This window comes from Guyparkeria sp. TX1 (assembly GCF_046523965.1).
Taxonomy (GTDB): Bacteria; Pseudomonadota; Gammaproteobacteria; order Halothiobacillales; family Halothiobacillaceae; genus Guyparkeria.
The window spans coordinates 1495272-1520026 of sequence record NZ_CP144142.1 but is presented as its reverse complement, the minus strand read 5'-3'; the positions used below and the strand labels follow the sequence as shown (position 1 = coordinate 1520026).

23 protein-coding genes are annotated in these 24755 nt (G+C 64.1%); 5 read left to right on the top strand and 18 right to left on the bottom strand.

Going from position 1 to position 24755, the window contains the following annotated elements; genetic code table 11:
* Positions 1-179 precede the first annotated feature (179 nt).
* The 12 genes from rfbC to VWP12_RS07080 form a co-directional block, all read right to left on the bottom strand.
* Positions 180-731 (bottom strand): dTDP-4-dehydrorhamnose 3,5-epimerase, encoded by a 552-nt coding sequence (rfbC, locus tag VWP12_RS07135; protein WP_410473557.1) that lies wholly within the window; start codon positions 729-731, stop codon positions 180-182.
* 238 nt (positions 732-969) lie between these two features.
* The gene (gene rfbA, locus VWP12_RS07130) at positions 970-1851 is read right to left on the bottom strand and encodes a glucose-1-phosphate thymidylyltransferase RfbA (RefSeq protein WP_410473556.1); all 882 of its coding nucleotides are present in this window, start codon (positions 1849-1851) and stop codon (positions 970-972) included.
* Positions 1851-2744 carry a dTDP-4-dehydrorhamnose reductase gene (gene rfbD, locus VWP12_RS07125; protein WP_410473555.1) on the bottom strand — a complete coding sequence of 298 codons (894 nt, stop codon included), beginning with the start codon at positions 2742-2744 and terminating at the stop codon, positions 1851-1853. The genes rfbA and rfbD overlap by 1 nt, the downstream gene beginning before the upstream one ends.
* Positions 2741-3805, bottom strand: a complete 1065-nt coding sequence (gene rfbB, locus VWP12_RS07120) for a dTDP-glucose 4,6-dehydratase (RefSeq protein ID WP_410473554.1) — start codon at positions 3803-3805, stop codon at positions 2741-2743. The genes rfbD and rfbB overlap by 4 nt, the downstream gene beginning before the upstream one ends.
* 422 nt (positions 3806-4227) lie before the next feature.
* Positions 4228-4674, bottom strand: a complete 447-nt coding sequence (locus VWP12_RS07115; RefSeq protein ID WP_410474953.1) for an REP-associated tyrosine transposase — start codon at positions 4672-4674, stop codon at positions 4228-4230.
* A gap of 328 nt (positions 4675-5002) precedes the next feature.
* On the bottom strand, positions 5003-6796 hold the full coding sequence (gene recJ / locus VWP12_RS07110) for a single-stranded-DNA-specific exonuclease RecJ (protein ID WP_410473553.1): 1794 nt from the start codon (positions 6794-6796) through the stop codon (positions 5003-5005).
* Positions 6793-7965 carry a hypothetical protein gene (locus VWP12_RS07105; RefSeq protein ID WP_410473552.1) on the bottom strand — a complete coding sequence of 391 codons (1173 nt, stop codon included), beginning with the start codon at positions 7963-7965 and terminating at the stop codon, positions 6793-6795. The genes recJ and VWP12_RS07105 overlap by 4 nt, the downstream gene beginning before the upstream one ends.
* A complete protein-coding gene (locus VWP12_RS07100; protein ID WP_410473551.1) occupies positions 7962-8603 on the bottom strand; it encodes a histidine phosphatase family protein in 642 nt (213 codons plus the stop codon). The genes VWP12_RS07105 and VWP12_RS07100 overlap by 4 nt, the downstream gene beginning before the upstream one ends.
* 188 nt (positions 8604-8791) lie before the next feature.
* Positions 8792-8998, bottom strand: a complete 207-nt coding sequence (locus VWP12_RS07095) for a DUF3185 family protein (RefSeq protein WP_410473550.1) — start codon at positions 8996-8998, stop codon at positions 8792-8794.
* Between the two features lie 148 nt (positions 8999-9146).
* Positions 9147-10058, bottom strand: coding sequence for a regulatory signaling modulator protein AmpE (ampE, locus tag VWP12_RS07090; RefSeq protein WP_410473549.1), 912 nt, complete (start codon positions 10056-10058; stop codon positions 9147-9149).
* Between the two features lie 40 nt (positions 10059-10098).
* On the bottom strand, positions 10099-10659 hold the full coding sequence (ampD, locus tag VWP12_RS07085) for a 1,6-anhydro-N-acetylmuramyl-L-alanine amidase AmpD (protein WP_410473548.1): 561 nt from the start codon (positions 10657-10659) through the stop codon (positions 10099-10101).
* A 226-nt stretch (positions 10660-10885) separates the two neighbouring features.
* Positions 10886-11554: a CinA family protein gene (locus tag VWP12_RS07080; protein WP_410473547.1), complete on the bottom strand. Its 669-nt coding sequence runs from the start codon at positions 11552-11554 to the stop codon at positions 10886-10888.
* Between the two features lie 76 nt (positions 11555-11630).
* Here VWP12_RS07080 and mutS point away from each other — a divergent pair, with 76 nt between their 5' ends.
* Positions 11631-14294: a DNA mismatch repair protein MutS gene (gene mutS, locus VWP12_RS07075; protein WP_410473546.1), complete on the top strand. Its 2664-nt coding sequence runs from the start codon at positions 11631-11633 to the stop codon at positions 14292-14294.
* A gap of 9 nt (positions 14295-14303) precedes the next feature.
* Here the strand turns inward: mutS and VWP12_RS07070 are convergent, their stop codons facing one another.
* Positions 14304-14564, bottom strand: a complete 261-nt coding sequence (locus VWP12_RS07070; RefSeq protein ID WP_410473545.1) for a type II toxin-antitoxin system RelE family toxin — start codon at positions 14562-14564, stop codon at positions 14304-14306.
* Positions 14551-14784, bottom strand: a complete 234-nt coding sequence (locus VWP12_RS07065; protein ID WP_410473544.1) for a CopG family transcriptional regulator — start codon at positions 14782-14784, stop codon at positions 14551-14553. The genes VWP12_RS07070 and VWP12_RS07065 overlap by 14 nt, the downstream gene beginning before the upstream one ends.
* A 132-nt stretch (positions 14785-14916) precedes the next feature.
* Between VWP12_RS07065 and VWP12_RS07060 the strand changes: the two genes are divergently transcribed.
* Genes VWP12_RS07060 through VWP12_RS07045 form a run of 4 tightly spaced genes read left to right on the top strand, consistent with a single transcriptional unit; the run spans position 14917 to position 19250 of the window.
* Positions 14917-15375, top strand: a complete 459-nt coding sequence (locus tag VWP12_RS07060) for an NUDIX domain-containing protein (protein ID WP_410473543.1) — start codon at positions 14917-14919, stop codon at positions 15373-15375.
* On the top strand, positions 15372-16499 hold the full coding sequence (gene mnmA, locus VWP12_RS07055; protein ID WP_410473542.1) for a tRNA 2-thiouridine(34) synthase MnmA: 1128 nt from the start codon (positions 15372-15374) through the stop codon (positions 16497-16499). Before VWP12_RS07060 ends, mnmA begins: the two co-directional genes overlap by 4 nt.
* 26 nt (positions 16500-16525) lie before the next feature.
* On the top strand, positions 16526-17152 hold the full coding sequence (locus tag VWP12_RS07050; protein ID WP_410473541.1) for a lysogenization protein HflD: 627 nt from the start codon (positions 16526-16528) through the stop codon (positions 17150-17152).
* Between the two features lie 40 nt (positions 17153-17192).
* Positions 17193-19250, top strand: a complete 2058-nt coding sequence (locus tag VWP12_RS07045) for a site-specific recombinase (RefSeq protein WP_410473540.1) — start codon at positions 17193-17195, stop codon at positions 19248-19250.
* A 184-nt stretch (positions 19251-19434) separates the two neighbouring features.
* On the opposite strand, the gene VWP12_RS07040 is transcribed toward VWP12_RS07045, so the two are convergent.
* The 4 genes from VWP12_RS07040 to nuoL are packed head-to-tail and all read right to left on the bottom strand — an operon-like array spanning position 19435 to position 24755.
* Positions 19435-19752: a DUF2818 family protein gene (locus VWP12_RS07040; RefSeq protein WP_410473539.1), complete on the bottom strand. Its 318-nt coding sequence runs from the start codon at positions 19750-19752 to the stop codon at positions 19435-19437.
* 37 nt (positions 19753-19789) lie between these two features.
* A complete protein-coding gene (gene nuoN / locus VWP12_RS07035; protein WP_410473538.1) occupies positions 19790-21226 on the bottom strand; it encodes an NADH-quinone oxidoreductase subunit NuoN in 1437 nt (478 codons plus the stop codon).
* Between the two features lie 10 nt (positions 21227-21236).
* Positions 21237-22757 (bottom strand): NADH-quinone oxidoreductase subunit M, encoded by a 1521-nt coding sequence (locus VWP12_RS07030; protein ID WP_410473537.1) that lies wholly within the window; start codon positions 22755-22757, stop codon positions 21237-21239.
* A 36-nt stretch (positions 22758-22793) separates the two neighbouring features.
* On the bottom strand, positions 22794-24755 hold the full coding sequence (nuoL, locus tag VWP12_RS07025; RefSeq protein WP_410473536.1) for an NADH-quinone oxidoreductase subunit L: 1962 nt from the start codon (positions 24753-24755) through the stop codon (positions 22794-22796).

Below are 24755 nucleotides of genomic sequence, written 5' to 3'. Positions count from 1 at the left end.
CTGGTTCACAGGTGTTTAAAAGCTGATCGGGGCAACACCGTCTCGACACACAGTTCAAGGCGCTTTCGACCGAGAAAGCTATCGGCAACGGAGCGGCAGCCTAATTGTCAGACGTGGTCCGGCTGCACTGGATGACATCAACGGGGCGCTGCCGAGGATGCGGTTGTACCGACTCTCACTCAATCATTGAAGGTCCGCACATCGCCGAACGACGGGGCATGGGCGTCCTTGACGGAGAGCAATGGCTGGCCCTGGATCGGCCAATCAATACCGAGTTCAGCGTCGTCCCAGCGGATACTGGCCTCGCAACCAGGGGCGTAGAAATCCGTACACTTGTACTGGACCTCGGCCACATCGCTGGCCGCCAGAAAGCCATGGGCAAAGCCAGGTGGAATCCAGATCTGGCACCGGTTGTCGGCCGAGAGCGTTTGACCCACCCACTGGCCGAAGGTCGGTGAGTTCGTGCGGACGTCCACGGCCACGTCGAATACTTCGCCTACCGTTACGCGCACCAGTTTGCCTTGGGCATGCGGCGGACGTTGGAAATGCAGGCCACGCAAGGTGCCCCGGACTGAGAGGCTGTGGTTGTCCTGGACGAAGGTGACGGGATAGCCGACGGCCTCTTCAAAGGCCTTCTGGTTGTAGCTCTCATAGAAAAAACCACGTTCGTCCTCGAACACATGCGGCTCGATGAGCATGACGTCGGGGATGGCGAGGGGAGTAGATTGCATGGTGTGTTTGTGGTGTTCTGGTCGTTGCGATATTGGATTGCGGTTCATGCGGTTGAAGGCGGCCCTACGGCTTTCCTTTCCCTTGCCGGAGCGCCTTCAGGCGCGACCCGGCGGCGGTAGACGTCCTTCGCGGCTAAAGCCGGTCCAACGGTTCTTTCTTCCTTTGTAGGAGCGCCTTTAGGCGCGAACAGCGGCGTGCCCTTATTCTTCGCGGCTGAAGCCGCTCCTACAGTTGGTTTCAGAAGACGGTTTCGTTGAGTAGGCGTTTCAGGTACTGGCCGTACCCGCTCTTGAGCAACGGTGAGGCAAGCTCTTCGAGTTGTTCCCTTCCGATCCAGCCCTTACGGAACGCGATCTCCTCCGGGCAGGCCACCTTCAGCCCCTGTCGTTGCTCGAGCGTGGCGATGAACTGACCGGCATCCAACAGCGACTCGTGAGTACCGGTGTCGAGCCAGGCGTAACCGCGCCCCATGATCTCGACGTTGAGCTTGCCGGCATCCATGTAGCCACAGTTGATGTCCGTTATCTCCAGTTCGCCGCGCGCCGACGGCTCGAGGGCCTTGGCCATCTCGATCACGTCGTTGTCGTAGAAATAGAGACCGGTCACTGCGTAGTTCGATTTCGGCTTCTTGGGCTTTTCCTCCAGCGAAAGCACCTTGCCGTGCGCATCGAACTCGGCCACGCCGTAACGCTCCGGGTCATGAACGTGGTAGGCGAACACCGTAGCACCGTGCTCGCGAGCCACGGCCTTGCCCAGAAAGTCATCGAAGTGGTGGCCATAGAAGATGTTGTCACCCAGCACCAACGCACACGGATCGTTGCCGATGAACTCCTCTCCGATCAGGAATGCCTGGGCCAGACCATCCGGTGAGGGCTGGACGGCGTACTGGAGGTTGAGTCCCCACTGTTCACCACTACCGAGCAGTTGCTCGAAGCGAGGCGTGTCCTGAGGCGTGGAGATAATGAGGATGTCGCGGATACCCGCCAGCATGAGTGTGCTCAGCGGGTAATAGATGAGCGGCTTGTCGTACACGGGAAGCAGCTGCTTGCTCACCGACAACGTCGCCGGATGCAGCCGCGTTCCCGCGCCGCCCGCCAGGATGATGCCTTTTCGCTTCATCAGGATCCGTTTTCCTTCGTGATCTGGTCGACCACCCGATCGACGTCAATGGTCCAATCAGGAAAGTGCAGGTCTAGCGCCTCTTCGAGGCCGCTCGAGTCCATGCACGAGTTCGCCGGGCGGGTTGCCGGCGTCGGGAAGTCCGCTGTGCCAATCGCATGAATGTCGGAGCCACGAAGTCGCAGCTTCCGCCCATTGGCGATCGCACGCTCAACGACTCGGCAGGCCAGGCCGTGCCAGGTTGTCGCGCCGCTCGCGGTGAGGTGATAGATCCCGGTTGAAAATTCATCCTTTCGTAATCCCGCTAGTGCAAGCGAGGTGACGTCGGCGATCAGCGCCGCCGAAGTTGGCGCACCAATCTGATCGGCTACCACTTTCAACTCCTCACGTTCCGAGGCCAACCGCAGAATGGTCTTGATGAAGTTCTGCCCACGCGCGGAATACACCCAGCTCGTGCGGAAAATCAGGTGGCGGCAACCGCTTTCTTGCAACGCAATTTCGCCGGCTCGTTTTGTGCGCCCATAGGCGTTTTGCGGATTGGTCGAATCAGTTGGCTGGTAAGCACCTTGCTTTGAGCCGTCGAACACGTAGTCCGTGGAGTAGTGCACTACCAACGCGCCCGTATCGTTGGCATACGCAGCCATCTCTGCCACGGACTCCGCATTGACCGCCCTGGCGAGACCTTCTTCCTTTTCCGCCTTATCGACCGCGGTATAAGCCGCCGCGTTGACGATGATGTCGGGCCGCTCGTGGGACAATCGCGGCCGCATAAGTTCCGGCACAGCCAGGTTGAGCTGCTCGCGACCAAGTGCCACCACATCACCATGCGAGAGCAAGGTGCGCGAAAGCTCGCGCCCCACCTGTCCGTTCGCGCCGAGCAGCAAGATCTTCATGCCCGGGCCCCGAGCCTCTCGCCTCGGTAACTGCCGTCCTGCACACGGCGGCACCAGTCGAGGTTATCCAGGTACCAGGCCACGGTCTTGCGCAGGCCGCTCTCAAAAGTTTCCTCAGGTGCCCATCCGAGTTCCCGCTCGATCTTCCCGGCGTCGATGGCATAGCGCAGATCGTGACCCGGGCGGTCCGCGACGAACGTAATCAAGCTGGACGCGGGACGTGTGAGGCCATAGGAGGCAGGCCTCATCTCGTCTACCAACTCACAGATGGCGTGGACCACGTCAATGTTGCGCTTCTCGTTGTGACCACCGATGTTGTAGGTCTCAGCGATCTCGCCATGAGTCAGCACGGTGTACAGCGCCCGGGCATGATCCTCCACGTAGAGCCAATCGCGCACCTGCTCACCCTTGCCGTAGACCGGCAATGGCTTGCCTTCCAGGGCATTGAGGATCATCAACGGCACCAGCTTTTCCGGGAAGTGGTAGGGGCCATAGTTGTTGGAGCAATTGGTCATCAGCGTCGGTAACCCGTAGGTACGCTGCCAGGCCCGCACCAGGTGATCCGAACTGGCCTTGGATGCCGAGTACGGCGAGCTGGGCGCATAAGGCGTTTGCTCGGAAAACAGCCCTTTTTGGCCGTCGAGATCACCGTAGACTTCATCCGAGGAGACGTGATGGAACCGGAAACGCTCCCTGCCCGAGTCGCCCAACTCGTTCCAGTAGGCTCGCGCGACTTCCAGCAGGGTGTACGTCCCGATGATGTTGGTCTCGATGAACGCCGCCGGCCCGTCAATGGATCGGTCCACATGGCTTTCCGCCGCCAGGTGCATGACCGCGTCGGGGCGATGCCGGAAGAACACATCCGCCAGCGCAGCCCGGTCAACGATGTCGACCTGCTCGAACCGGTAGCGGGGATCGTCGGCAACCGATGCCAGCGACTCCAGATTGCCGGCATAGGTAAGCTTGTCGACGTTCACCACCTCGTCGGCGGTGTTGGCGATGATGTGGCGGACGACCGCCGAACCGATGAAACCGGCGCCGCCCGTTACGAGAATCTTCATGTGACGATCACGGGTTTTACGTCCTGTGGACTTCAAGCTCACCGCTTCAACAGGGAACAAATCAGGCTTGACGGGCTAGAACTCAGTGTCAGAGCCCAGTTTGGGGTTGGAGTTCAGTCCAACGTTCGACCGCAGGGCCGACCTTATCTCGAGCACCTTGCCCTGAGTCCTTGTCCATCCGCCCTCCAAGGTCGGATTGTCGGGCTGAAGCCCGACCCACGGGGTCTGGTAACTTAGTGAATTGGATCTCAGTCCAACAGTCGGCCTCAAGGCCTACTCAGAGCCATATCGCATCCCAGTTCGGACAGTCTGCAAGACGCTCGGTCAACTCGGCACGTCGGGCTGAAGCCCGACCCACGGGCATGAGGCCCGCCTTGCGGTGTGGGTTGGACTTCAGTCCAACAGTCGGCCTCTAGGCCGACTCACAGCCATATCGCATCCCAATGCGGGTAGTCGGCGAGACGCTCGGCCAGGCCAGCGCGCAATGGATTGGCGACGATGTAGCGCGCGACAGCAACGCGATTTTCTTCCGATCTCAGCGCTCGATCGTGGTATCCGGGCTGCCAGAGCCGACCGGTGCGGCCGAGTGATCCATTGATGCGCCGTGCACTGGAGCCGCGAACTGACCGCATCACGGCGGGCAGAGACATCTGCCTGAGTCGCAACAACGCATGAAAGTGATCCGGCATCACCACGAAGGCGAGCCATTCGGCTTGTGCCGTCTCATGGGATGCGCGGAAAACTTGTATCAGTAGTCGGGCGACGTCGAACGATTCAAGGTCCGGCTTGCGCTTATCGGTTACCGCCGTAATCAGGTATTCCCGACCGGGTTCGGAGTACCGTCCGCGAAGGAGATCGGTATAGCTCATCATTCATCGTCCCTGATGAATGGCAAAAAAAGGTGTTGGCTCGTCTGCCGAGCTTAGGCCCCGTCGTGGTCTCAAGTCATGTAGGCGAACAGACTCTACAAACCACTCAGATCCAGAAAACCATCCGCCCGAACGAGCGGATTGTCGGGCTGAAGTCCAACCCACAGGGTCCCTCGCCTCATCGAACGAGCGATTGTGGGTTGGACTTCAGTCCAACAATCGGCTCAACGACCACCCCATTTAGCCCGCCTTTCGTGCCGCTTGTCGCGTGGGCGGGATCGTTGATATTTCGCGGCTAAAGCCGCGCCTACAGGCAACAGGATGTTTGTCAGCCACCGACGGGCAACGCCGTCTCGACGAAGAGCTTGAGGCGCTTTCGGCCGCGGAAGCTGTCGGCGACGGGGCGGTAGGCGATCTGCCAGTGGCGGCCGGGGGGTAGTGGATCGGGGGCGCGGAACCAGATGGCGTCGACGGGGCGGGCGTTGGGGTGGTCGAGAAGGCGTACCGACAGGCGCCAGTGCTTGCCGTCTTTCAGGGCGGTTTTCTCGAGCACCTCGAAAGCGTTGTCGAACAGTGGTTCGGGAAAGCCGGTGCCCCAGGGTCCGTGGTGGTCGAGGGCGTCGATGAAGTCGAGGTGGAGGTCGGCGGCGTCGAGCGGGCCATCGGTGATCACTTCGCGACCGTCGGGGAGCCGCTCGTGGTGGCGTTCGAGAACCTGCGTGAAGGCCTGGCGGAAGGCGTCGAGTCGGGAGCGCTCGAGTGACAGCCCGGCGGCCATGGCGTGTCCGCCGAAGCCGTCGATCAGCCCGGGGTGTCTCGCGTCGATCTCGACCAGCAGGTCGCGCAGGTGGATGCCCGAAATCGAGCGGCCCGAGCCCTTGAGCCGACCGTCATTGGTACCGACCTCGGCCGGGGCGAAGACGAACACGGGGCGCGCCCAGCGGGTCTTCAGGCGCCCGGCGACGATACCGATCACGCCGGGGTGAAAGCCCGGATCGAAGCGCACCCAGTCAGCCGGGTCTGACGGCGGCGTATCGCCCTGCCCGGCCATCGCCCGATCCAGGTCGGCGGCGACGGTGTCGAGCATGTTGGCCTCGACGTCGCGACGTTGCCGGTTGATCTGATCGAGCGTGCCAGCCAGCCGGCGGGCCTCGGCCGCATCATCGGCGAGCAGGCATTCGACCCCCAGCCTCATGTTCTCCAGTCGCCCGGCGGCGTTGAGTCGTGGGCCGATGGCAAAACCCAGATCGCTGGATCGCGCCTCGCGCGGGTCCCGCCCGGCGACGGCAAACAGCGCGAGTATCCCTGGCGCGCAGGCGTGGGAGCGGATGCGAGCCATGCCCTGGGCGACCAGGCGCCGGTTGTTGTCATCGAGTTCGACCACGTCGGCGATGGTGCCCAGGGCGACCAGATCCAGCCAGTTGGCGAGATTGGGCCGCTGCCGCGTAGCGAACCAGCCGCGCCGATCGAGTTCGCCACGCACGGCGGCCAGCAGATAGAAGGCCACGCCAACGCCCGCCAGCGCGGTTGATCCGAAGTCGGCATCGGTGCGGTTGGGATTGACAATGGCATCAGCGGCGGGGAGCGTCTCGCCCGGCAGGTGATGGTCGGTGACCACCACGCGCGACCCGGCGGCCTTGGCGGCGGCGACCCCGTCGTGGGCGCTGATGCCGTTGTCGACCGTGAGGATCAACGCCGGCGGCGCGTCGAGTTCGTCGAGCAACGCCGGACTCAGGCCGTAGCCATGGCGCTGGCGATCGGGGATCAGGAAGTCGACCCGCTCGGCCCCCATGGCACGCAGGCCGCGAAGGCACAGGGCCGTAGCGGTCGCGCCGTCGGCATCGAAGTCGCCGACGATCAGGATGGATTCGTGGCGCTCAATGGCATCGCTGACCAGTCGCGCCGCTTCATCGAGGTCCGGCAGGCCGGCCGGCGGGAGGACCGCCTGCAAGCGATGATCGAGTTGCGCGGCCTGTGTGATCCCACGCGCGGCGAGCACGCGGGCCAAGCGGGGGTTGAGATGCCCCAAGGCGTCGCTGGGTTCGGGCGCCTGCCGCCGGCGGATGCTCGCTACGCCCAGCAGGCGAGCTACCTTGGGGTTCGCCTTTGCCGCAGAGGTCATCGCCCCACCCGCTGGAGCAGCCGTCGCCACGCACGTTTCAGCGACGATTCCGGATGCCATACCCCACCCTGGCCATCGTCCAGGCGAACCCGCACGCCCGGCCACTCGGTCTCCAATCGTTCAAGCCAGGCATCGATGCGGGCCAGTTCCTGCTGGAAACCGCCGACGTCACCTTCGAGCCGACACCACGCCGCTTCGGTCAGCAGCACGCGCACGGGCCGGCCGGCACGAATCGCCTCGCTTGCCGCACCCACTTCGTCGCCCTGCCACACGCTGGCATCGCACTCGGCGACCACGGCGGGCGAGTCGGTCAGGACCAATCGCTCCCCGGCTGATGGTGACGGTATTTCATCGGACAGGGCACTCAGCCCGTGCGGCCAGAAGCTGCTCAGGATGGGTTGCCCTTGCGCGGCGCGGCGGTCGTTGAGCGGATGCGGGTAGAGCCACATCTGCAGCTCGGTCAGCCATTGGCGCAGCACGGGGTCGCTGCGCTCCTCGTTAAGGAACACCCCGGCATTGCGGTTCAACAGGCAGGCCAGCGGCGCCCCGCCTCGATGGAAGGCCGCATTTGCCGGGCCGATCCCGTCCGGGCGCAACTGGGCCAGCAGGTAAAGCTGACGACCGATGCGAACGGCTTGCATGCCATCGTCGGCAAGCCACGGACTGAGGTCATCGAGCAGGCCATCGAGCTCGGCTTCGCTCAAGGCGAGAAAACGCGGGCCGAGCACGATGGCATGGTCGGTCTCGGGCTTCAGGTGAACAGGATCGAAACACAGCAGCCGCGCGAAACCCTGCGTGCGCCAGTCGGCGGCTTGCTCGGTAAACCCGGCCCGCGTGCCGCCGGAAAGACACCAGTCGCCCAGCGCGCGAGCCAGCGCGTAGCCCGGGCTCGTGATGCCAGATGGCGCGGCGCCTTCCACGGCCGCCAGCGCGAGCGTATCGGGATCGTCGCAGACCACCTCGGGAGAGCCGTCATCGGTCGACGCACCGCGTTGAAAGCGGCCATCGAGCAGATGGGCCAGGCGGGAAACGTCCGTCTCGGAACCCTCCAGCCCCCCTTTGGGCCAGGTCCAGATGGGACGGGAAAAGCCGCTCTGGTCATCGCCCGGTGCATCGAGCGGCTCAAGGCCCAATACACCCAGCTCGACATCAACGACCCGCCGCGTCACGCCCGGTCACCCGACAAGCCGTTGTCCAAGCCATTATCCAGGCCGAGCAACCGCCGGCCACGATGGTTGTGGCGGATGGAGAGCATGGCGGCGTATTCGGTTTCCACGTGTGCAATCGCCGCCATCGGCGCATTGAGCACCCAGGCACAGGCGACCCGCATGACGATCGCGTGCGACAACACCAGCACGGACTGGCCAGCGTGATTGGTTTCCAGGCGGGCCAGCCCGCGCGTGACGCGCTCGAAGAAATCGGCCATCGGCTCGCTGCCGGGCGGGCGGCCGTCGACCGGATCGGCGAGAAAGGCCGCGTGCTGTTCGGGATAGCGCTCGGGGATTTCGGCATGTCGCAAGCCCTCCCAGGGGCCGAAGCCGATCTCGCGCAGGTCGGGGTCGACGACCAGCTCCAGCCCGCGACGCTCGGCGACGGAGGCGGCAAAGGCGCGGCAGCGGCGCATCGGCGAGGTGGCGATGACGTCCCAGTCGGCTTCGCCACGTGCCTCGATCATCGTCAGGCGACGCTCGAGTTGCTGCCAGCCGAGTTCACTCAACGGATCGTCGACGGCGTCGCCACGAAAGCGGCGGCCGCCGACGGGTTCGCCGTGGCGGATCAGATCGAGTCGGGTGGTCTGGGAGGTCATGGACGCTCGCGGTTCGAATTCGAGGCGGGATTCTATCAGTCACACTGCACGCAGAGCGGGATGGCATGCGTGCAGTGTTCCCTTTGGGATGGGAGAGACAAGCGCCGTTCGCCGCGGTCCTGTGGCCTCGCGACAAACGGTGACCGACGGCGGGCGCCGTCGGTCGGGAAAAGGCTACCCGACGAGTGTCACTTCTTGCCGGCTACCAGCATGACCAGCCCAACCACCGCACTCACGCCACCGGCAATCCAGTAGATCATCGTGTTGTCGGTGTACTCGCCGGTGAATGCCTCGGAGAGCTGGTCTTCCAGGCCTTGTGATGCCTGGTAGCCAAAAAAGAGGAGGATGAGACCGAGCACAAGCAAGGCGAGGCCGATAATCTGCTGCGTTTTCATGATGATTACTCCTAGTGTGGGGAAACTGGTTCAAGTGTAGGCGGTCACCCCAACCGTTGCTTGGGCATCCCAACCCACACAAGGGCAGCATGTGCGTGCCCTACCACCGTGGCAAGTCACCGTGGCAAGCGGCCAGCCGGGTATCCGATCACGGCACCCAGCCAATCATGGTGAGCACGGCCACCAGGGCCAATCCGAACAACAAGGCGCGCAGCACGATGGCATGGGCGGCTCGATACCAGGCGCGCTGGTCGGCGAGGCAAGCGTTTTCGTCGAGGCACTCGTCGGCCCGTTCGACATCGATGACCGCGTGACCCACCCGGGCGATCAGCCCGATCGAGCCTGCCTCCCAGCCATCCATGGCGCCGTGTTCGCGGCCCAAAGCCGGATCGCCCCGCCAGGCATTCACCCCACGTTGGAACGACCCCGCCAGGAGCATCAGCACAGTGAACACCGGGGCTGCCGGCAGGACGAGCAGTGCATGCGTCTTTTTCTGCCAGCGATGCAGCCACGCGACCTTCGCCCCCTCGACAACCCCCGGGTCGTTCTCCTGGGCGAGCCATTCGGTCAATCGATAGAAGAGCGCGCCGGCCGGGCCAAGCAGGACGAACCAGAACAGCACCAGGAACCATTCCCTGAACGCCAGCACGATAATGCGCTCGCCGGTCTGACGGGTGGTCGCCGCGGCCGGATCGACCGGTGTACCGTCGAACAGCACCTTGCGTGCAGATTCGACGGTTTCCTGATCATCGCGACCGGCCGCATCCAGCAACTGTCGGTTGATCTCCGAGGTGTTGCGCGGCGTGATCACCAGTAAAAGCACGACCAGCGACACCACCCAGCCGATCCAACCGTCACCGCCCGCCCCCAGCAAGATCAGCAAGGCCACCGGCAAAAGCAACCAGACGATCAGGCGCGCGGCCGTCGAGCCGATCATTCCAGCCAACGTGTCGAACACCTCGATCGTGGCGCGATGCGGCCAACGATCGGCACGCCAGCGCCGGAAGAATTCCAGAAACCGATCGATGGCGACGACGAGGATCAGGACCAGGAGTTTCATCGCGTGGATGCCCCAACGTGTAATGAATAGGAACGGGATGTCATGCGTTAGCGACCCCCTCGGGCAATCGGGATGCCAGGTGCCCCCAGTCGAACGCCGGGCCCGGGTCGGTCTTTCGCCCTGCGGCGATATGGCTATGACCGCGCACCGCGTGCACCGTTGGATAGGCGGATTTGATCGCGGCCAGCACCTTGCCGAGCACTTCGTATTGCACCGCCGTGTAGGGGTCGGTGTCGGTGCCCTCGAGCTCGATGCCGATGGAAAAGTCGTTGCAGCGCATCCGCTCGCCGAAGCGCGACTGCCCCGCATGCCAGGCGCGCCGGTCGAAGGGCACGAATTGCGTGACCGAACCGTCACGATAGATCACGACGTGGGCGGACACACGCAGATCGCGGATCTCTTCGAAATACGGGTGTTCGGCCGGATCAAGGCAATTGGTAAAAAACCGCTCGATGGCCGTGCCACCGAACTCGCCCGGCGGCAGTGACATGCCGTGGATCACCACCAGTTCGATCCGCTCGTCGCGGGGACGCTGATCGTGATTTGGTGACAGGACATAGCGGGCGCTGTCGAGGCGATGGGTGGCAGGGTCAATATTCATTGCGGGCACCTCGAAAACCTACTGCGCAGTCCGATTGCGGCGTCACGTGCTCGTTCGCTCCTACCGATTTGCTTGGAGCAAATCGGGACGCGCTCACCGCGCCCGAAGGGAGCGGGCCATGGACGGCCCGCTTCTGCCTATCCAATTGATATGTCTCGTCACTCACTGCGCGGTTCCTTGCACTCGAATCTGCTCGCTACGGTTTTGCGAGGCGCCCTTGGGAAAATTAGTTTTCCGACCACTTGAGACCGGCGGCCGGCCAGTGGGCCGATGACCATCGGCTCGCGGCCTGATGACTCCAGCCCTTGCCGCCCAGGTGGGCGCAGAGGCCTTGTAACGCAACGTCGATCGACGCCTCGCGCACGGCCTGCCGGTCGCCGGGGAAACGAAAGCGGGTGGCGAAGGTGCTCAGGTCGGCTTGGGTGGCATCGGATTGAGCCAATGAGCGATAGCTCCAACCGATCCAAACGGTGCCGACCGGCTTGGTCTCGCTGCCACCGCCCGGGCCGGCCACGCCGCTGATGGCCACCGCATAGTCGACATCCGCCCGCTCGATCGCCCCGCGCGCCATCGCCGTGACCACCTCGCCCGACACCGCGCCCACCTCGGCAAACAGGGAGGGCGGCACGCCAAGCTCGCGCTGCTTGGCCCGGTTGCTGTAGGTGACCCAGCCGCCCTCGAACCAGGCCGAGCTGCCGGCCTGTTCGGTGAGATTAGCCGCCAACAGCCCGCCCGTGCAGGATTCGGCCACGGCCAGACGCAGGCCGCGCGACGTCAGTGCCTCGCCCAAACACCGGATGCGTGGGCGCCGTTCCAGACCACCCTCGGTCATCGAGTCAATACCGTTCCATGCCGGCGGTCGCTGCGGGGATTGCGCGTCGTCTTGCTCGGCCATCCTGCTTGCCCTTCCCTCGTGCCGCCGGCCGATCCCGAATCAATCCGAGGCCGGGGTTTTGGTTACAATGCCGCGCATGACGAAACCGACATCGCCCCACCCCGTCCAGATCTCGGAGACGGCCGGAGAGACAGGCGCCCTCAGCGCGCATACGCCCATGATGCAGCAGTTTCTCGGGATCAAACAAGATTACCCGGACGTGCTGCTGTTCTACCGGATGGGCGACTTCTACGAGCTGTTTTTCGAGGACGCCCGCCACGCAGCGAGGCTGCTCGATCTGAACCTAACCCAGCGCGGCACGTCGGCCGGCGAGCCCATCCCGATGGCCGGTGTACCGGTGCATGCCTACGAGTCGTATCTGGCGCGTCTGCTCAAGGCCGGCGAGTCGGTCGCCATCTGCGAACAGGTCGGCGACGTGCAGGCCAAGGGGCCGATGAAGCGCGAAGTGGTCAAGGTGGTCACCCCGGGCACGGTCACCGACGAGGCGTTGCTTGAGCAGCGCCAGGCGCACCGCCTGGTCGCGGTGGCACGCAGCCGTTCGCGTGGTCGCGAATACGTTGGTCTGGCCCATCTGGACCTCTCCAGCGGGCGTTTTGCCATCATGGCGCCCAACGGGCCCGACGAACTGGCCACCGAGCTCGCCCGCGTCGACCCGCGCGAGCTGCTGCTGCCCGAGGGGCTGCGCATCGAGGCGTTGACCGATGGCCTGTTTCGCGCCGAGGGATTCAGCCGGGAACGCCCGGTCTGGCACTTCTCGAGCGAGACGGCCACCGAGCGGTTGTGCGCCCAGTTCGGCACCCGCGATCTCGCCGGCTTCGGCATCCATGCCGACAACCGCCAGGCATTGGATGCGGCACTGGGTGCGGCCGGCGCGTTGTGGCAGTACGTCAACGACACACAAAAGACGCACCTGGGCCACATCGATGGCCTGGCCGTGGAGCAGACCAATGACGCCCTGCTGCTCGACGTGCATACCCGCCGCCACCTGGAGCTGTTCGAGGACAGCCAGGGGCGACCGGATGGCGCCCTGATCGGCCTTCTAGATCGGACCGCCACCGGCATGGGCGCGCGCCGCCTGCGCGAATGGCTGGCCCGCCCGCTGCGCGACCACGATCAGCTCGCCGCCCGGCACCAGGCAATCGGCGAATTGCGCGAGCGCGACCTGCCGGCCGCACTCTTCGACGCCCTGCGACAGGTCAACGACATCGAGCGGATCACCACGCGCATCGTCCTGGGCACGGCACGCCCACGCGATCTGGCCGCCCTACGCGACTCGCTGCACCAGCTACCCTCGTTGACCGCCACGCTGGCCGCGTGTGACCAGCCGCTGCTGACCACACTGATCGACGAGCTGGCCGATCTGCCCGAGGTGTGCGAATTGCTGGATGCCGCGATTGCCGAAAAGCCCTCGGTCTGGCTGCGCGACGGCGGGGTGATTGCGAGCGGCTTCGACGAGGAACTCGACCGCCTGCGCGGGCTGTCCGAACGCGCCGACACCACGCTCACCGCCATGGAAGAGGATGCGCGGCGCCAGTCGGGCATCGACAACCTCAAACTCGCCTACAACCGGGTCCACGGCTACTACTTCGAGGTGCCGCGCAGCCAGTCGGCACGCATGCCGGAGACCTTCACCCGTCGCCAGACGCTCAAGTCCGTCGAGCGCTACACCAACGACACCCTTAAGACCTTCGAGCAGGAAGTGCTCACCGCACGCGACCGGTCGCTGGCCCGCGAGCGCGAATGCTTCGAGGGGCTGCTAGTCACCCTGGCCGGGCACCAGGGCGAGCTGCGCCGTCGGGCCAATGCCCTGGCGGACCTCGACACCCTGGCCGCGCTGGCCGACGTCGCCGAACGCCACGGCTGGAACGCACCGAGCTTTCGCAAGGCACTGGGCGTGGACATCCGCCAGGGGCGCCACCCGGTGGTCGAGGCCAACAGCGAGGCGGTCTTCGTGCCCAACGATGCCGAGCTGGCACCCGACCGGCGCATGCTGCTGATCACCGGCCCGAACATGGGCGGCAAGTCGACTTACATGCGCCAGACCGCGTTGATCGTGCTGCTGGCCCACGCCGGGGCGCACGTGCCGGCCGAGGGGGCCGAGATCGGGCCGATCGATCGCATCTTCACCCGCATCGGCGCCTCCGATGATCTGGCCTCCGGTCGCTCGACCTTCATGGTGGAGATGACCGAGACCGCCGAGATCCTGCATCACGCCACCGAGCGCTCGTTGGTACTTATCGACGAGATCGGCCGCGGGACGTCGACCTTCGACGGCCTCGCGCTGGCCTGGGCAGTCGCCGAGCACCTGTTGCAGAAAAACCGCGCGATGACGCTGTTCGCCACCCACTATTTCGAGCTGACCACCCTGTCCGAGCAGTTCGAGACGCTGATCAACGTGCACCTTGAGGCCATCACGCACAACGGCGAGCTGGTGTTCCTGCATGGCGTGAAGGACGGTCCAGCCAACCAGAGCTACGGCATCGACGTGGCCCGCCTGGCCGGCTTGCCGCGCCCCACCATTCGTCGGGCGCGCGGGCTGCTGGAGAAACTCGAGTGGCAGTCGCATGCCGGGGGCGAGGTGCCGCAGATGGACCTGTTCGCGGCGGAAGGACCGGCCGAGCTCACCGAACCCGAGCCCGACCCGTTGCTCGAGGCGATCGACGCACTCGATCCGGACGAGCTCTCCCCCCGGGCGGCACTCGATCTACTTTACGAATGGAAGGCTAACCGTCAGGAATGACGCCGGCGATCAACGCCGGTAGACGTGCCGACGATGGCCGATCTTGACCACGGTGACGATCAATTCGTCATCGACGATCTCGTACAGAATTCGATAATTGCCCTGGCGAACGCGGTATCGCTCCTGTCCAGATAGCTTCTCGCTCCCTGATGGCCGCGGATCGTCCGCGAGCGCTGCCACCCGACGGAGAATCCGCTCGACATCAGGGCGAGGTATGGGGCGGAGATCACGCGTAACCGATTGGCGAAAACAAAGCTTATAGCTTGCCATGCGCCTTCAAGTCCTCGAGCAGCGCTTCATAGGTGATCGTGGGCTCGGCAACTCGCTCGTCAAACGAGGCGAGGTCCTCCTGATCCTCCGCCAGAGCCGCCTTGACCGCGTCGTTGACGATGTCGGAAATTGAGCGGTGGGACTGTGCGGCCTTCAATCGCAGGGCCTGATGCAATTGCGCATCGAAGTAAATGGTGGAGCGTTTCGTCTCAGTGGTCATGCTCGGCTCCCAGTGGCTGCGTTGAGCGAAGTCACCAGTATATCAGCGTCATGACGTCATGACGCTATCCCGAGACAAGCCGGATCAGCAACGGCCACCGGTCCCCCTTGCCTTCCCCGGTATAATGGCCCCATGGAACATTCCACCGATCGTCCCCAGGTTTCACTGACTGTTGCCGGCATTGCCCGCCGAGACGACGAGTACCTGATCGTCGAGGAACGGATCCGCGGCCAGCGCTACCTCAATCAGCCGGCCGGCCACGTCGAGCCGGGCGAAACCCTGCTCGAGGCGGTGATCCGCGAGGTGCGCGAGGAGAGCCGCTTTGCCTTCGAGCCGACCGAACTGCTGGGGCTGTACCATGACAACCCGCACCAGGGCCGGCGCGTGTTGCGGGTGGCGATCATCGGCGAGATCAACGAGGCCCCGGACGACGAGCCGCTGGACGATGGCATCCTCGCCGCGCACTTCATGAGCCGCGCGGCGCTCGAGCGCACCACCATTCCGCATCGCTCCCCGTTCGTCACCGCCGCCATCCGCGACTTCGAACAGGGGCGCCGCTATCCCCTCGACCTGCTGCACTCGATCCGATGACTGATACCCGTTTCGTCAATCTGATTCCCCCGGCCCCGGCCGATGCGCCGCGCATCATGGTGGGCATGTCCGGTGGCGTGGATTCCTCGGTGGCCGCCCTGCTCCTCAAGCAGGCCGGCTATCGCGTCGAGGGCCTGTTCATGAAGAACTGGGAGGGTGACGACGACGAGGATTTCTGCGCCGCCAAGGACGACATGCTCGATGCCATGGCGGTGGCCGACAAGCTCGGTATCGAGTTCCATTTCGTCAATTTCGCCGGCGAGTACTGGGACCGGGTCTTCGAGCACTTCCTGGCCGAATACCAGGCCGGGCGCACGCCCAACCCGGACATCCTCTGTAACCGCGAGATCAAGTTCCGCGCCTTTCTCGACCACGCCCGGGCGCTGGGAGCGGATGCGATCGCCACCGGTCACTACGTGCGACGGCTCGACGACGAGACCGGCGTGCACCTGGCGTGCGGCGTCGATGCGAACAAGGACCAGAGCTACTTCCTGCACGCGCTCTCCCGCGACCAGGTCGGCTCGGCCTACTTCCCGGTCGGTGAGCTGGAAAAGCCGCGTGTTCGCGAGATCGCCGCTGCCCACGATCTGATCACGGCGGACAAGAAGGATTCGACCGGCATCTGTTTCATCGGCGAGCGTCGATTCGCCGATTTCCTCAAGACCTACCTGCCCGCCCAGCCGGGCCCGATCGAGACCCTCGAGGGCGAGTCGCTGGGCACCCATCAGGGCCTGATGTACCACACCATCGGTCAGCGCCAGGGGCTAGGGATAGGCGGCACGAGGACCCATGGCGATGCGCCCTGGTACGTGGTGGGCAAGGATCTCGAGACCAACACGCTGCTGGTCGTTCAGGGAAAGAACCACCCAGCCCTGTTCGCCGACCGGCTCGAGGCCGAGCAGGTCCACTGGATCGAGCCGCCACCGACCGACCGGCCACTGACCGCCAAGATCCGCTACCGGCAACCCGACCAGGCAGTCAGCATCGAGCAGACGGGCGATCGCCTGATCGCCACCTTCGATGAGCCGCAACGCGCGATTACCCCCGGCCAGTCGGTGGTGTTCTATGATGGCCCCATCTGCCTGGGTGGCGCGGTGATTACCCGCGCCCTGCCCCGGGACTGATCATCAATCCAACCGATTCGGGACGCATGCCACAAGATACCGACGACCAATTGATCGCCATGGCCGGCATGACCCAGGCCGTCCAGTTGATCCAGACGCTGGCCTACGAAGGCCGCGTGGCGGACAGCCAAGCGCTGGAGGCGAGCATCGGCTCGCTGTTCGCCTTCGACGCCCCCGACACGGCCAGCATCTACGGCGGGCTCTCGGGGGTACGTTTTGGCATGACGCGACTGACCGAAATGCTGGCCGGCAACTCGCGCGCACAGCGTGATCTCGAGTTGACCCGCTACCTGGTCACGCTGTTTGCCGTGACCAAGGCATTCCGTCGCGATGACGAGATGGCGGGGAAATTATTTTCCCGCCTGGAGGAACTCAAGCCCGCCTTCGATCAACACGGTGCCGACAGCGGCCTGATGGCCGATCTGAACAACCTCTATCGCAGCACCCTGAGCAACCTGCCACAGAAATTCGTCATCAACGGCGAGAAGCATCACCTCGAGGACATGGCGATCTCCGCGTCGGTCCGCGGCCTGCTGCTTGCCGGGGTGCGTGCGACCATTCTGTTCGACCAGGTGGGTGGTAGGCGCTGGCGCCTGCTGTTCCAGCGCGGCAAGTACCTGGCGCGCGCCGAGGAATTGGTGCGACGCCTCTGAACCGCCCGCCAACCGGCCATCTTCCTCACAGGATCACGCCATGCCCCAACAGCTGCTCCGGACGCTCACCGAACGCCATGCAGACGATCCGGTCGGCACGTTGGTCGCCATCATCGACTGGTTGCGTCCCGGCTCGGACGAGGATGCCTCGGCGGCCATCGAACGCATCGAGCAACTGCAGGTAGCGCTCGAGGCAGACTCCACGATGCAGGAGGCCCTTCATGAGCGCCTTGGGGACTGGCTCGACCAGGCGCGCTTCTTTCAGATCCTCGCCGGACTGGGACTGTTCTCGCGACGCGGCTTCCTGCGGGAGCTGGGTCAGCGGGTCTACGAGCGCCTGAATCCCGCGCCGGCCGATCCGATGAGCGTGCGTGACGTGTTCTACCTCGCGTTCCACGAGACCGATGACCCCGAGTGGGTGGCGCAGGTGCCGCCGCCCTGCTGGGGGCGGCTGATGCGAACACTCTGGCCGTGGTCGCCGGACGAGGCGGGCCAGAAAGGCAGGGACCGGCTGACCCGCGAGACACTGTACGCCGTCGAGATGCTGGCCATCTGGATCGCGGCCGAGGAATTCGAGCCCGACATCCTGCGACTCGACCCGAGCATGGCCACCCGCGATTCGAGTTTCATTGCCCTGCAACGTGAGGTCGGCGCCTACGTGCGTGACTACGTCGGCTGGATGGACGGCAAGCTCGAGGACTTCCACGATGATGCCCACATCCGCGTGTTGCTCGAACAATGCAGCGAGGAGGTCGAACGCCTGCACCGGCGCGCGGTCACGCGCGGGACCAGCATCTCGTTGACCCACCTACTCGAGCGCCTCGGCCAGACCATCGCCCGGATCGAACGACTGCTCGACATCCTTGACCCCAAGGCATGTGAGCAATGCAACGAGCGGGCGACCGCCCTGTTCACCGAACTGGTCGAGGCCAGTTCCGAACGCCACGGCATCCGCCCGCTGATCCGCCGCAGCGTGCGCCAACTGGCGCGCAGCGTCACCGAGAACGCCAGTGACAAGGGCGAGCACTACATCGCCGGCGACCGCCCCGCCTATTTCCGCATGTTGGCCTCGGGGCTGGCCGGCGGGCTAGTCATCGCCGTCATGGCCCTGCTCAAGATCCACATCCTTGAGAGCGGCTTTGCGCGCCTGCCCGAAACCGTGCTGGTCAGTCTCAATTACGGGCTGGGTTTCGTCCTGATCCACATCCTGCACGGGACGGTGGCCACAAAGCAGCCGGCCATGACAGCCGCGAGCATCGCCGAGCAGGTCGAGCAAGGCGAACACGGTCGCGCCAACCCCCGCAAGCTCGCGAATCTCCTGCTGCGCGTGGGACGCACCCAGTTCGTCGCCATCGCCGGCAACGTCATCGCCGCCCTCTCGCTTGCCTTCCTGATCGCCTGGTTGTGGCAACAACAGACCGGCAGCTCGCTGATCACCAGCGAACGGGCGGATTACATCCTGGCGGGAATCAATCCCGTGAGCGGTTTGGCCCTGTTCTACGCCGCCATCGCCGGCGTCTGGTTGTTCCTGTCGGGCCTGATCGCGGGGTTCTTCGACAACCGTGCCGCGTACCTGGGACTCGAGGCGAGGCTGCGCGAGCATCCGCTGCTTCAACGGGTGCTGCCGCAAGGCGCCCGCCATCGTCTAGCTACCTACATCGATGGCCATTACGGCGCCCTGATCAGTAACTTCGCCTTCGGCATCATGCTCGGCTCCACCGGCTACGTGGGCTACCTGCTCGGCCTGCCACTCGACATCCGCCACGTAGCCTTTTCCTCGGCGGACCTGGGCTACGCGATGTCGCACGAATTCGCCGGACCACTCACGTTCGCCCTGTTGCTGGGCTTCGTGCTGCTGATCGGCGCGGTCAACCTCACCGTGAGCTTCGCCCTAGCCCTCAACGTCGCCCTGCGGGCGCGCGGCACCCGCATCGCCAAGCCGATGAACCTCGTGCGGGCCTACTGGCAACTGCTCCGGCAGCAGCCGGCAAGCCTGATCTATCCGCCGGCCGCGCCTGCCGAGACCGCATCCAACGACAACGAGTCAGAGGCAACGGCCGACCACGAGCCCCGCGATCAATCCACAGGGCGCCACTGACCGGGCGAAAGACAACCCGCCCTCCTCACCCAATGACCAGCGGGAGGAACACGCCCCGGCCTCGCTCCACGCCAATCGTGGCAACGTGTCATCACTTAGATAACGGGCACAAAAAAACGCCAGTGAGCCATGCTCGACTGGCGGTTTTTTCGTGGCGAGACACCCCTTCGGGTTGCGAGTTGGGTCAGGCCTGTAGGTATTTCCGCAACTGGTACTGCCAGATGAAGCCGATCACCGAGAAGACAGCAAAAATCGACGTAGCTATGGCCCAGAATTCCCAGCCCTTGGGTTCGATACCGCCAATCGAGTATTCGAGGTAGATACCGACTCCCATGCCGATGGCAAAGTAGACCAGCCATTCGACGATCCGCCACCAGAACGACTTCTGGCGACCCGGTTCGGCCACCGGGATCACCAGGAACAGTCGCTGGTTGATGAAAGGCAGATTCGCCAGAACGAACAGGCCGATCAGGTAGCTCGCGATAATCCAGTCGGCAATCATGTGGGCCTCGTTTCGGTGGCGTGTGGCAAGTGTGGGTTTAGAGCCCGAAGGCCCCAGCCGTCAGTGCAGTCAGGCCGGTCGGATACAGGCCGAAGATCAGCATCGAGGCACCGCTGAGGATCAGCACCCCCCGCACGTTGACGTCGGCCTGGATTGGGCTGGTGTCTTCCGGCTGGTCGAAGTAGACCATCTTGACCGCACGCAGGTAGTAGAACGCACCGATCACCGCGGTGACCACGGCAAAGGTGGCAAGCCACCACAAGCCCACGCCGACGATCGACTGCAGCACGGCAAGCTTCGCCCAGAAACCGAAGGTGAACGGGATACCGGCCATCGAGAACATCAGCAGCAGGAAGACGAATGCCATCACCGGGCTGCGATCGTTCAGCCCCTTGAGGTCATCCATGCTCTCGGCCTCGAAGCCCTGGCGTGCGAGCAGCAGGATGATACCGAAGCCACCGATGGTCATTACCGCGTAGGCGATGGTGTAGAACAGCGCCGCGGCGTAGCCCTCATTGGTGCCAGCCAGCACGCCCAGCAGGATGAAACCGACGTGACCGATGGTGGAATATGTCAGCATCCGCTTGAAACTGGTCTGCGCGATGGCGACCACGTTGCCAATCGCCATCGACAGCATCGCCACCACAATCAGCATCGGCTGCCAATCGTAGAACAACGGCCCCATGCCATCGACCAGCAGGCGCATCACCAGGGCCAGCGCAGCGACCTTCGGCGCGGCAGCCAGATACAGTGTCACCGCCGTGGGTGCGCCCTCGTAGACATCCGGCAACCACATGTGGAACGGGGCGATGCCCATCTTGAACACCGCGCCGACCACGATCAGCACCACGGCGGCCTTGAGCGCCATCGAGTCCTCGCCGGCGGCCACCGACTCGGCGATCGCGGTCAGGGTCAGGTCACCGGTGACGCCGTAGAGCAACGACATACCGTAGAGCAGGATGCCCGAGGCGAGCGCGCCGAGCACGAAGTACTTCATCGCCGCCTCGGAGGCGCGGCCGTCGTCGCGCTTGAACGCGGTCATGGCGTACAGCGCCAGCGACATCAGCTCGAGGCCGAGATAAAGCAGCAGCAGGTGATTCGAGGAAATGGTGATCATCATCCCCAGCACGCCGAACAGGCCGAGCATGTAGTACTCGCCCTTGTCGATGCCGCGCTGGCGCAGGTAGGTGCGCGAGATGACGAACACCGCGGCGACCAGCACGTAGACCACCAGCTTCATCAGGTCGGCCATCGGGTCGTTGACCACCATCTCCCCGAAGCTCATGCGCACGCTGTCGTCCATCTGCACCAGTGTGATCACGAACAGCGCGACCAGGGTGAGGATCGAGAGCACGAAGCTCACCGTCGGCCCGCGCTTGGGCAGGAACGGATCGACGAGCAAGATCAGGCACGCCATCGCCGCGAGGACGATTTCGGGAAGGACCGGTTGCAGGTTCAGAGAGGCGAGTGTCATAGGGAACGTCTTACAACTTGGTGGTCAGCGCCTGTTGCGCCAGATTCTCGATCGAGGCGTGCATGACCTCGACCAGCGGGTTCGGCCAGACGCCGATCAGCACGATCAGGAACGCGAGCACGCCTAGCACCCAGGCCTCGCGGAAATTGAGATCCTGGAGGGTCTTGACGCCCTCGTTCTTGACCTCGCCGAAGATCACGCGCTTGACCATCCACAGGGTGTAGGCCGCGCCGATGATTAGCGTCAGCGCCGCGGCGAGGGCGATCCAGAAGTTGGCCTTGAACGCGGCGAGGATGACCATGAACTCGCCGACGAAGCCCGAGGTGCCTGGCAGACCGACATTGGCCATGGCGAACAGCACCACCAGCGCGCCGAACCACGGCATGGTGTTGACCACCCCGCCGTAGGCCGAGATGTCGCGGGTGTGCAGCCGGTCGTACAGCACGCCGATCGAGAGGAACATCGCCGCCGAGATCAGGCCGTGCGAGATCATCTGCACCATCGCGCCCTCGAGCGCCAGGGTCACGCCACTAGCCGACGCGTTGTCCGGGTTGGCGACAATCATGTAGATCACGAACAGGCCCAGGGTGACGAAGCCCATGTGCGAGATCGACGAGTAGGCGACCAGTTTCTTCATGTCCGACTGGACCATCGCCACCAGGCCGATGTAGACGATCGCGATCAGCGACAGCGCGATCATCAGCCAGTCGAGCGTCGCCGCCGCGTCCGGCGTCATCGGCAGCGAGAAGCGCAGAAAGCCGTAGCCACCGATCTTGAGCATAATCGCCGCCAGGATGACCGAGCCGCCGGTGGGCGCCTCGACGTGCGCATCCGGCAACCAGGTATGTACCGGCCACATCGGGATCTTCACCGCGAAGGCGATCAGGAAGGCCAGGAAGATCAGGATCTGCTCGGTCAGTGTCAGCGGCAACTCGTGCAGCACGGGAATGGCGAAGCTACCGGCCTGGAAGTACATGTAGATCAGCGCGACCAGCATGAACACCGAGCCGAGGAAGGTATACAAGAAGAACTTGATCGTCGCGTAGACCCGCTGCGGGCCACCCCAGATACCGATGATGATGAACATCGGGATGAGCATGCCTTCGAAGAAGAAGTAGAAGACGATGGCATCCATTGCGGCGAAGGTGCCGTTCATCATGCCTTCCATGATCAGGAAGGCGGCCAGGTACTGGTGGGCCTTTTCCTTGATCACTTCCCAGGCGGCCACCACCACGAGGATGGTGGTGAAGGTGGTCAGCACGATCAGCGGCATGGAGATGCCGTCGACGCCCAACGCATAGTTGATGCCGAAGGCCGGGATCCACGGCAGATGCTCGACGAACTGCATCGCGGCGGTCTGCGTGTTGAATCCGACGATCAGGCCGAGGCTGATCACGAAGACCACGACGGAGACGATCAGCGCGAACCAGCGCGCCGAGGCGGCACGCCGTTCGCCGAACAGCATGACGGCAAGGCCTGCCGCGATCGGCAACCAGACGAGCAGGCTCAGTATGGGCCAGGAGGTCAGCATCGAACCGTTTTCCTTCGCTTGTTATCGGTTTGGGCGTTACGCGCCAATGAACACGATCCAGGTCATCAGCCCGATCAGGCCGAGGATCATGACGAACGCGTAATGGTAGAGGTAGCCGGTCTGGATCAGGCGCCAGGTGCGGGCCATGTAACCCACGAATGCGGCCGTGCCATTGACCAGCCAGCCGTCGATCGCCCGCAGGTCGGCGCCCTGCCACAACCCACGGCCCAGCAGCCGCGAGCCGCCGGCGATGACGGTGTTGTTGAAGCTGTCGAAACCGTAGCCTTCCTCGAGAATCCGCTTGGGCCAGGCGAACACGCGGGCGAACAGCGGCGGCAATACATTCGGCATACCCAGGTACATGATCGCCGCACCCGCCACGCCGGCGAGCGCCATCCAGACCACCGGCGTGGTCCAGCCGTAGAGGAACATGCCCCACGCGCCCTTGAACTGGTCTTCCAGCGTCGCCATCGCCCCGTGGGTGGCCAGTACGCGGATCGAGTCATCGAAGTAGGCACCGAACAGCATCGGCTCGACCACCAGAAAACCAATGATCAGTGACGGCACGGCCAGCAGCACCAGCGGCACGGTGACCACCTTGGGCGATTCCTTGGCGTGCGAGGCCGTATGGGCGTCCATCCGCGACTCGCCGAAGAACACCAGGAACAGCATGCGGAAGGTGTAGAACGCGGTCACGAACACGCCGATGAACAGCGCCCAGTAGGCAAACTCTGCCCCGGGTAGCTCGGAGGCCGCCACGGCGTAGATGATCGACTCCTTGGAGTAGAACCCGGAGGTGCCCGGGAAGCCGATCAGCGCCAGTGCCCCGATAAAGAAGGTCGCAAAGGTGATCGGCAGCTTCTTCGCCAGCCCGCCCATCTTGCGCATGTCCTGCTCGTGGTGGAGCGCGATGATCACCGAGCCGGCCGCGAGGAACAGCAGCGCCTTGAAGAAGGCATGGGTCATCAGGTGGAACAGCGCCGGGCTGTAGGCCGACACGCCCAGCGCGGCAGTCATGAAGCCGAGCTGCGAGAGCGTCGAGTAGGCAATCACGCGCTTGATGTCGTGCTGGACGATACCCAGCAGGCCCATGAAGATCGCGGTCACCGCGCCGATCACCAGAATGAACGACAGCGCCGCATCGGATAGTTCGAACAGCGGCGAGAAGCGCGCCACCATGAAGATGCCGGCGGTCACCATGGTGGCCGCGTGGATCAGCGCCGAGATCGGCGTGGGGCCTTCCATGGAATCCGGTAGCCACACGTGCAGCGGCACCTGTGCCGATTTGCCCATCGCGCCGATGAACAGCAGGATCGCGATCACGCTGATCAGCGACCACTCGACGCCCGGCCAGTACTCGACCGTGATGTCGGCCAGCTCGGGCAGGCGCTCGAACACGGTCGCGTAGTGCAACGAGTCGGTGTAGGCGAGGATCGCGGCGATGCCGAGCAAAAAGCCGAAGTCGCCCACCCGGTTAACGAGGAAGGCCTTGAGGTTGGCGAAGATCGCCGACTCGCGCTTGTACCAGAAGCCGATCAGCAGGTACGAGACCAGGCCGACCGCTTCCCAGCCGAAGAACAACTGCAGCAGGTTGTTCGACATCACCAGCATCAGCATCGAGAAGGTGAACAGCGAGATGTAGCTGAAAAAGCGCTGGTAGCCGGGATCATCGTGCATGTAGCCGATGGTGTAGATGTGAACCATCAGCGACACGGCGGTGACCACCACCATCATCATCACGGTGAGGTTATCGACCAGAAAGCCGATATTGAATTCGAACAGGTCCGAGGCGATCCAGGTGTAGACGGTGCCGTCGAACGTCCCCAGCCCGCCGAAGACGTGCATGTAGAAGGCGTACACCGAGGCGGCCAGCGCGATCGCCACGCCGATGATCGTGACCCAGTGGGCGCCGGACCGACCGATCTGTCGTCCGAACAGGCCCGCAATGATCGAGGCGATCAGCGGGGCAAGTACGACGGCAAGATAAACCTTTTCCAT

Bases quoted from the DNA above. Each gene is read 5' to 3' on its own strand.
- rfbC (WP_410473557.1), bottom strand. From the start codon at position 731: ATGCAATCTACTCCCCTCGCCATCCCCGACGTCATGCTCATCGAGCCG.
- rfbA (WP_410473556.1), bottom strand. From the start codon at position 1,851: ATGAAGCGAAAAGGCATCATCCTGGCGGGCGGCGCGGGAACGCGGCTG.
- rfbD (WP_410473555.1), bottom strand. From the start codon at position 2,744: ATGAAGATCTTGCTGCTCGGCGCGAACGGACAGGTGGGGCGCGAGCTT.
- rfbB (WP_410473554.1), bottom strand. From the start codon at position 3,805: ATGAAGATTCTCGTAACGGGCGGCGCCGGTTTCATCGGTTCGGCGGTC.
- VWP12_RS07115 (WP_410474953.1), bottom strand. From the start codon at position 4,674: ATGAGCTATACCGATCTCCTTCGCGGACGGTACTCCGAACCCGGTCGG.
- recJ (WP_410473553.1), bottom strand. From the start codon at position 6,796: ATGACCTCTGCGGCAAAGGCGAACCCCAAGGTAGCTCGCCTGCTGGGC.
- VWP12_RS07100 (WP_410473551.1), bottom strand. From the start codon at position 8,603: ATGACCTCCCAGACCACCCGACTCGATCTGATCCGCCACGGCGAACCC.
- VWP12_RS07095 (WP_410473550.1), bottom strand. From the start codon at position 8,998: ATGAAAACGCAGCAGATTATCGGCCTCGCCTTGCTTGTGCTCGGTCTC.
- ampE (WP_410473549.1), bottom strand. From the start codon at position 10,058: ATGAAACTCCTGGTCCTGATCCTCGTCGTCGCCATCGATCGGTTTCTG.
- ampD (WP_410473548.1), bottom strand. From the start codon at position 10,659: ATGAATATTGACCCTGCCACCCATCGCCTCGACAGCGCCCGCTATGTC.
- VWP12_RS07080 (WP_410473547.1), bottom strand. From the start codon at position 11,554: ATGGCCGAGCAAGACGACGCGCAATCCCCGCAGCGACCGCCGGCATGG.
- mutS (WP_410473546.1), top strand. From the start codon at position 11,631: ATGACGAAACCGACATCGCCCCACCCCGTCCAGATCTCGGAGACGGCC.
- VWP12_RS07070 (WP_410473545.1), bottom strand. From the start codon at position 14,564: ATGGCAAGCTATAAGCTTTGTTTTCGCCAATCGGTTACGCGTGATCTC.
- VWP12_RS07065 (WP_410473544.1), bottom strand. From the start codon at position 14,784: ATGACCACTGAGACGAAACGCTCCACCATTTACTTCGATGCGCAATTG.
- VWP12_RS07060 (WP_410473543.1), top strand. From the start codon at position 14,917: ATGGAACATTCCACCGATCGTCCCCAGGTTTCACTGACTGTTGCCGGC.
- mnmA (WP_410473542.1), top strand. From the start codon at position 15,372: ATGACTGATACCCGTTTCGTCAATCTGATTCCCCCGGCCCCGGCCGAT.
- VWP12_RS07050 (WP_410473541.1), top strand. From the start codon at position 16,526: ATGCCACAAGATACCGACGACCAATTGATCGCCATGGCCGGCATGACC.
- VWP12_RS07045 (WP_410473540.1), top strand. From the start codon at position 17,193: ATGCCCCAACAGCTGCTCCGGACGCTCACCGAACGCCATGCAGACGAT.
- VWP12_RS07040 (WP_410473539.1), bottom strand. From the start codon at position 19,752: ATGATTGCCGACTGGATTATCGCGAGCTACCTGATCGGCCTGTTCGTT.
- nuoN (WP_410473538.1), bottom strand. From the start codon at position 21,226: ATGACACTCGCCTCTCTGAACCTGCAACCGGTCCTTCCCGAAATCGTC.
- VWP12_RS07030 (WP_410473537.1), bottom strand. From the start codon at position 22,757: ATGCTGACCTCCTGGCCCATACTGAGCCTGCTCGTCTGGTTGCCGATC.
- nuoL (WP_410473536.1), bottom strand. From the start codon at position 24,755: ATGGAAAAGGTTTATCTTGCCGTCGTACTTGCCCCGCTGATCGCCTCG.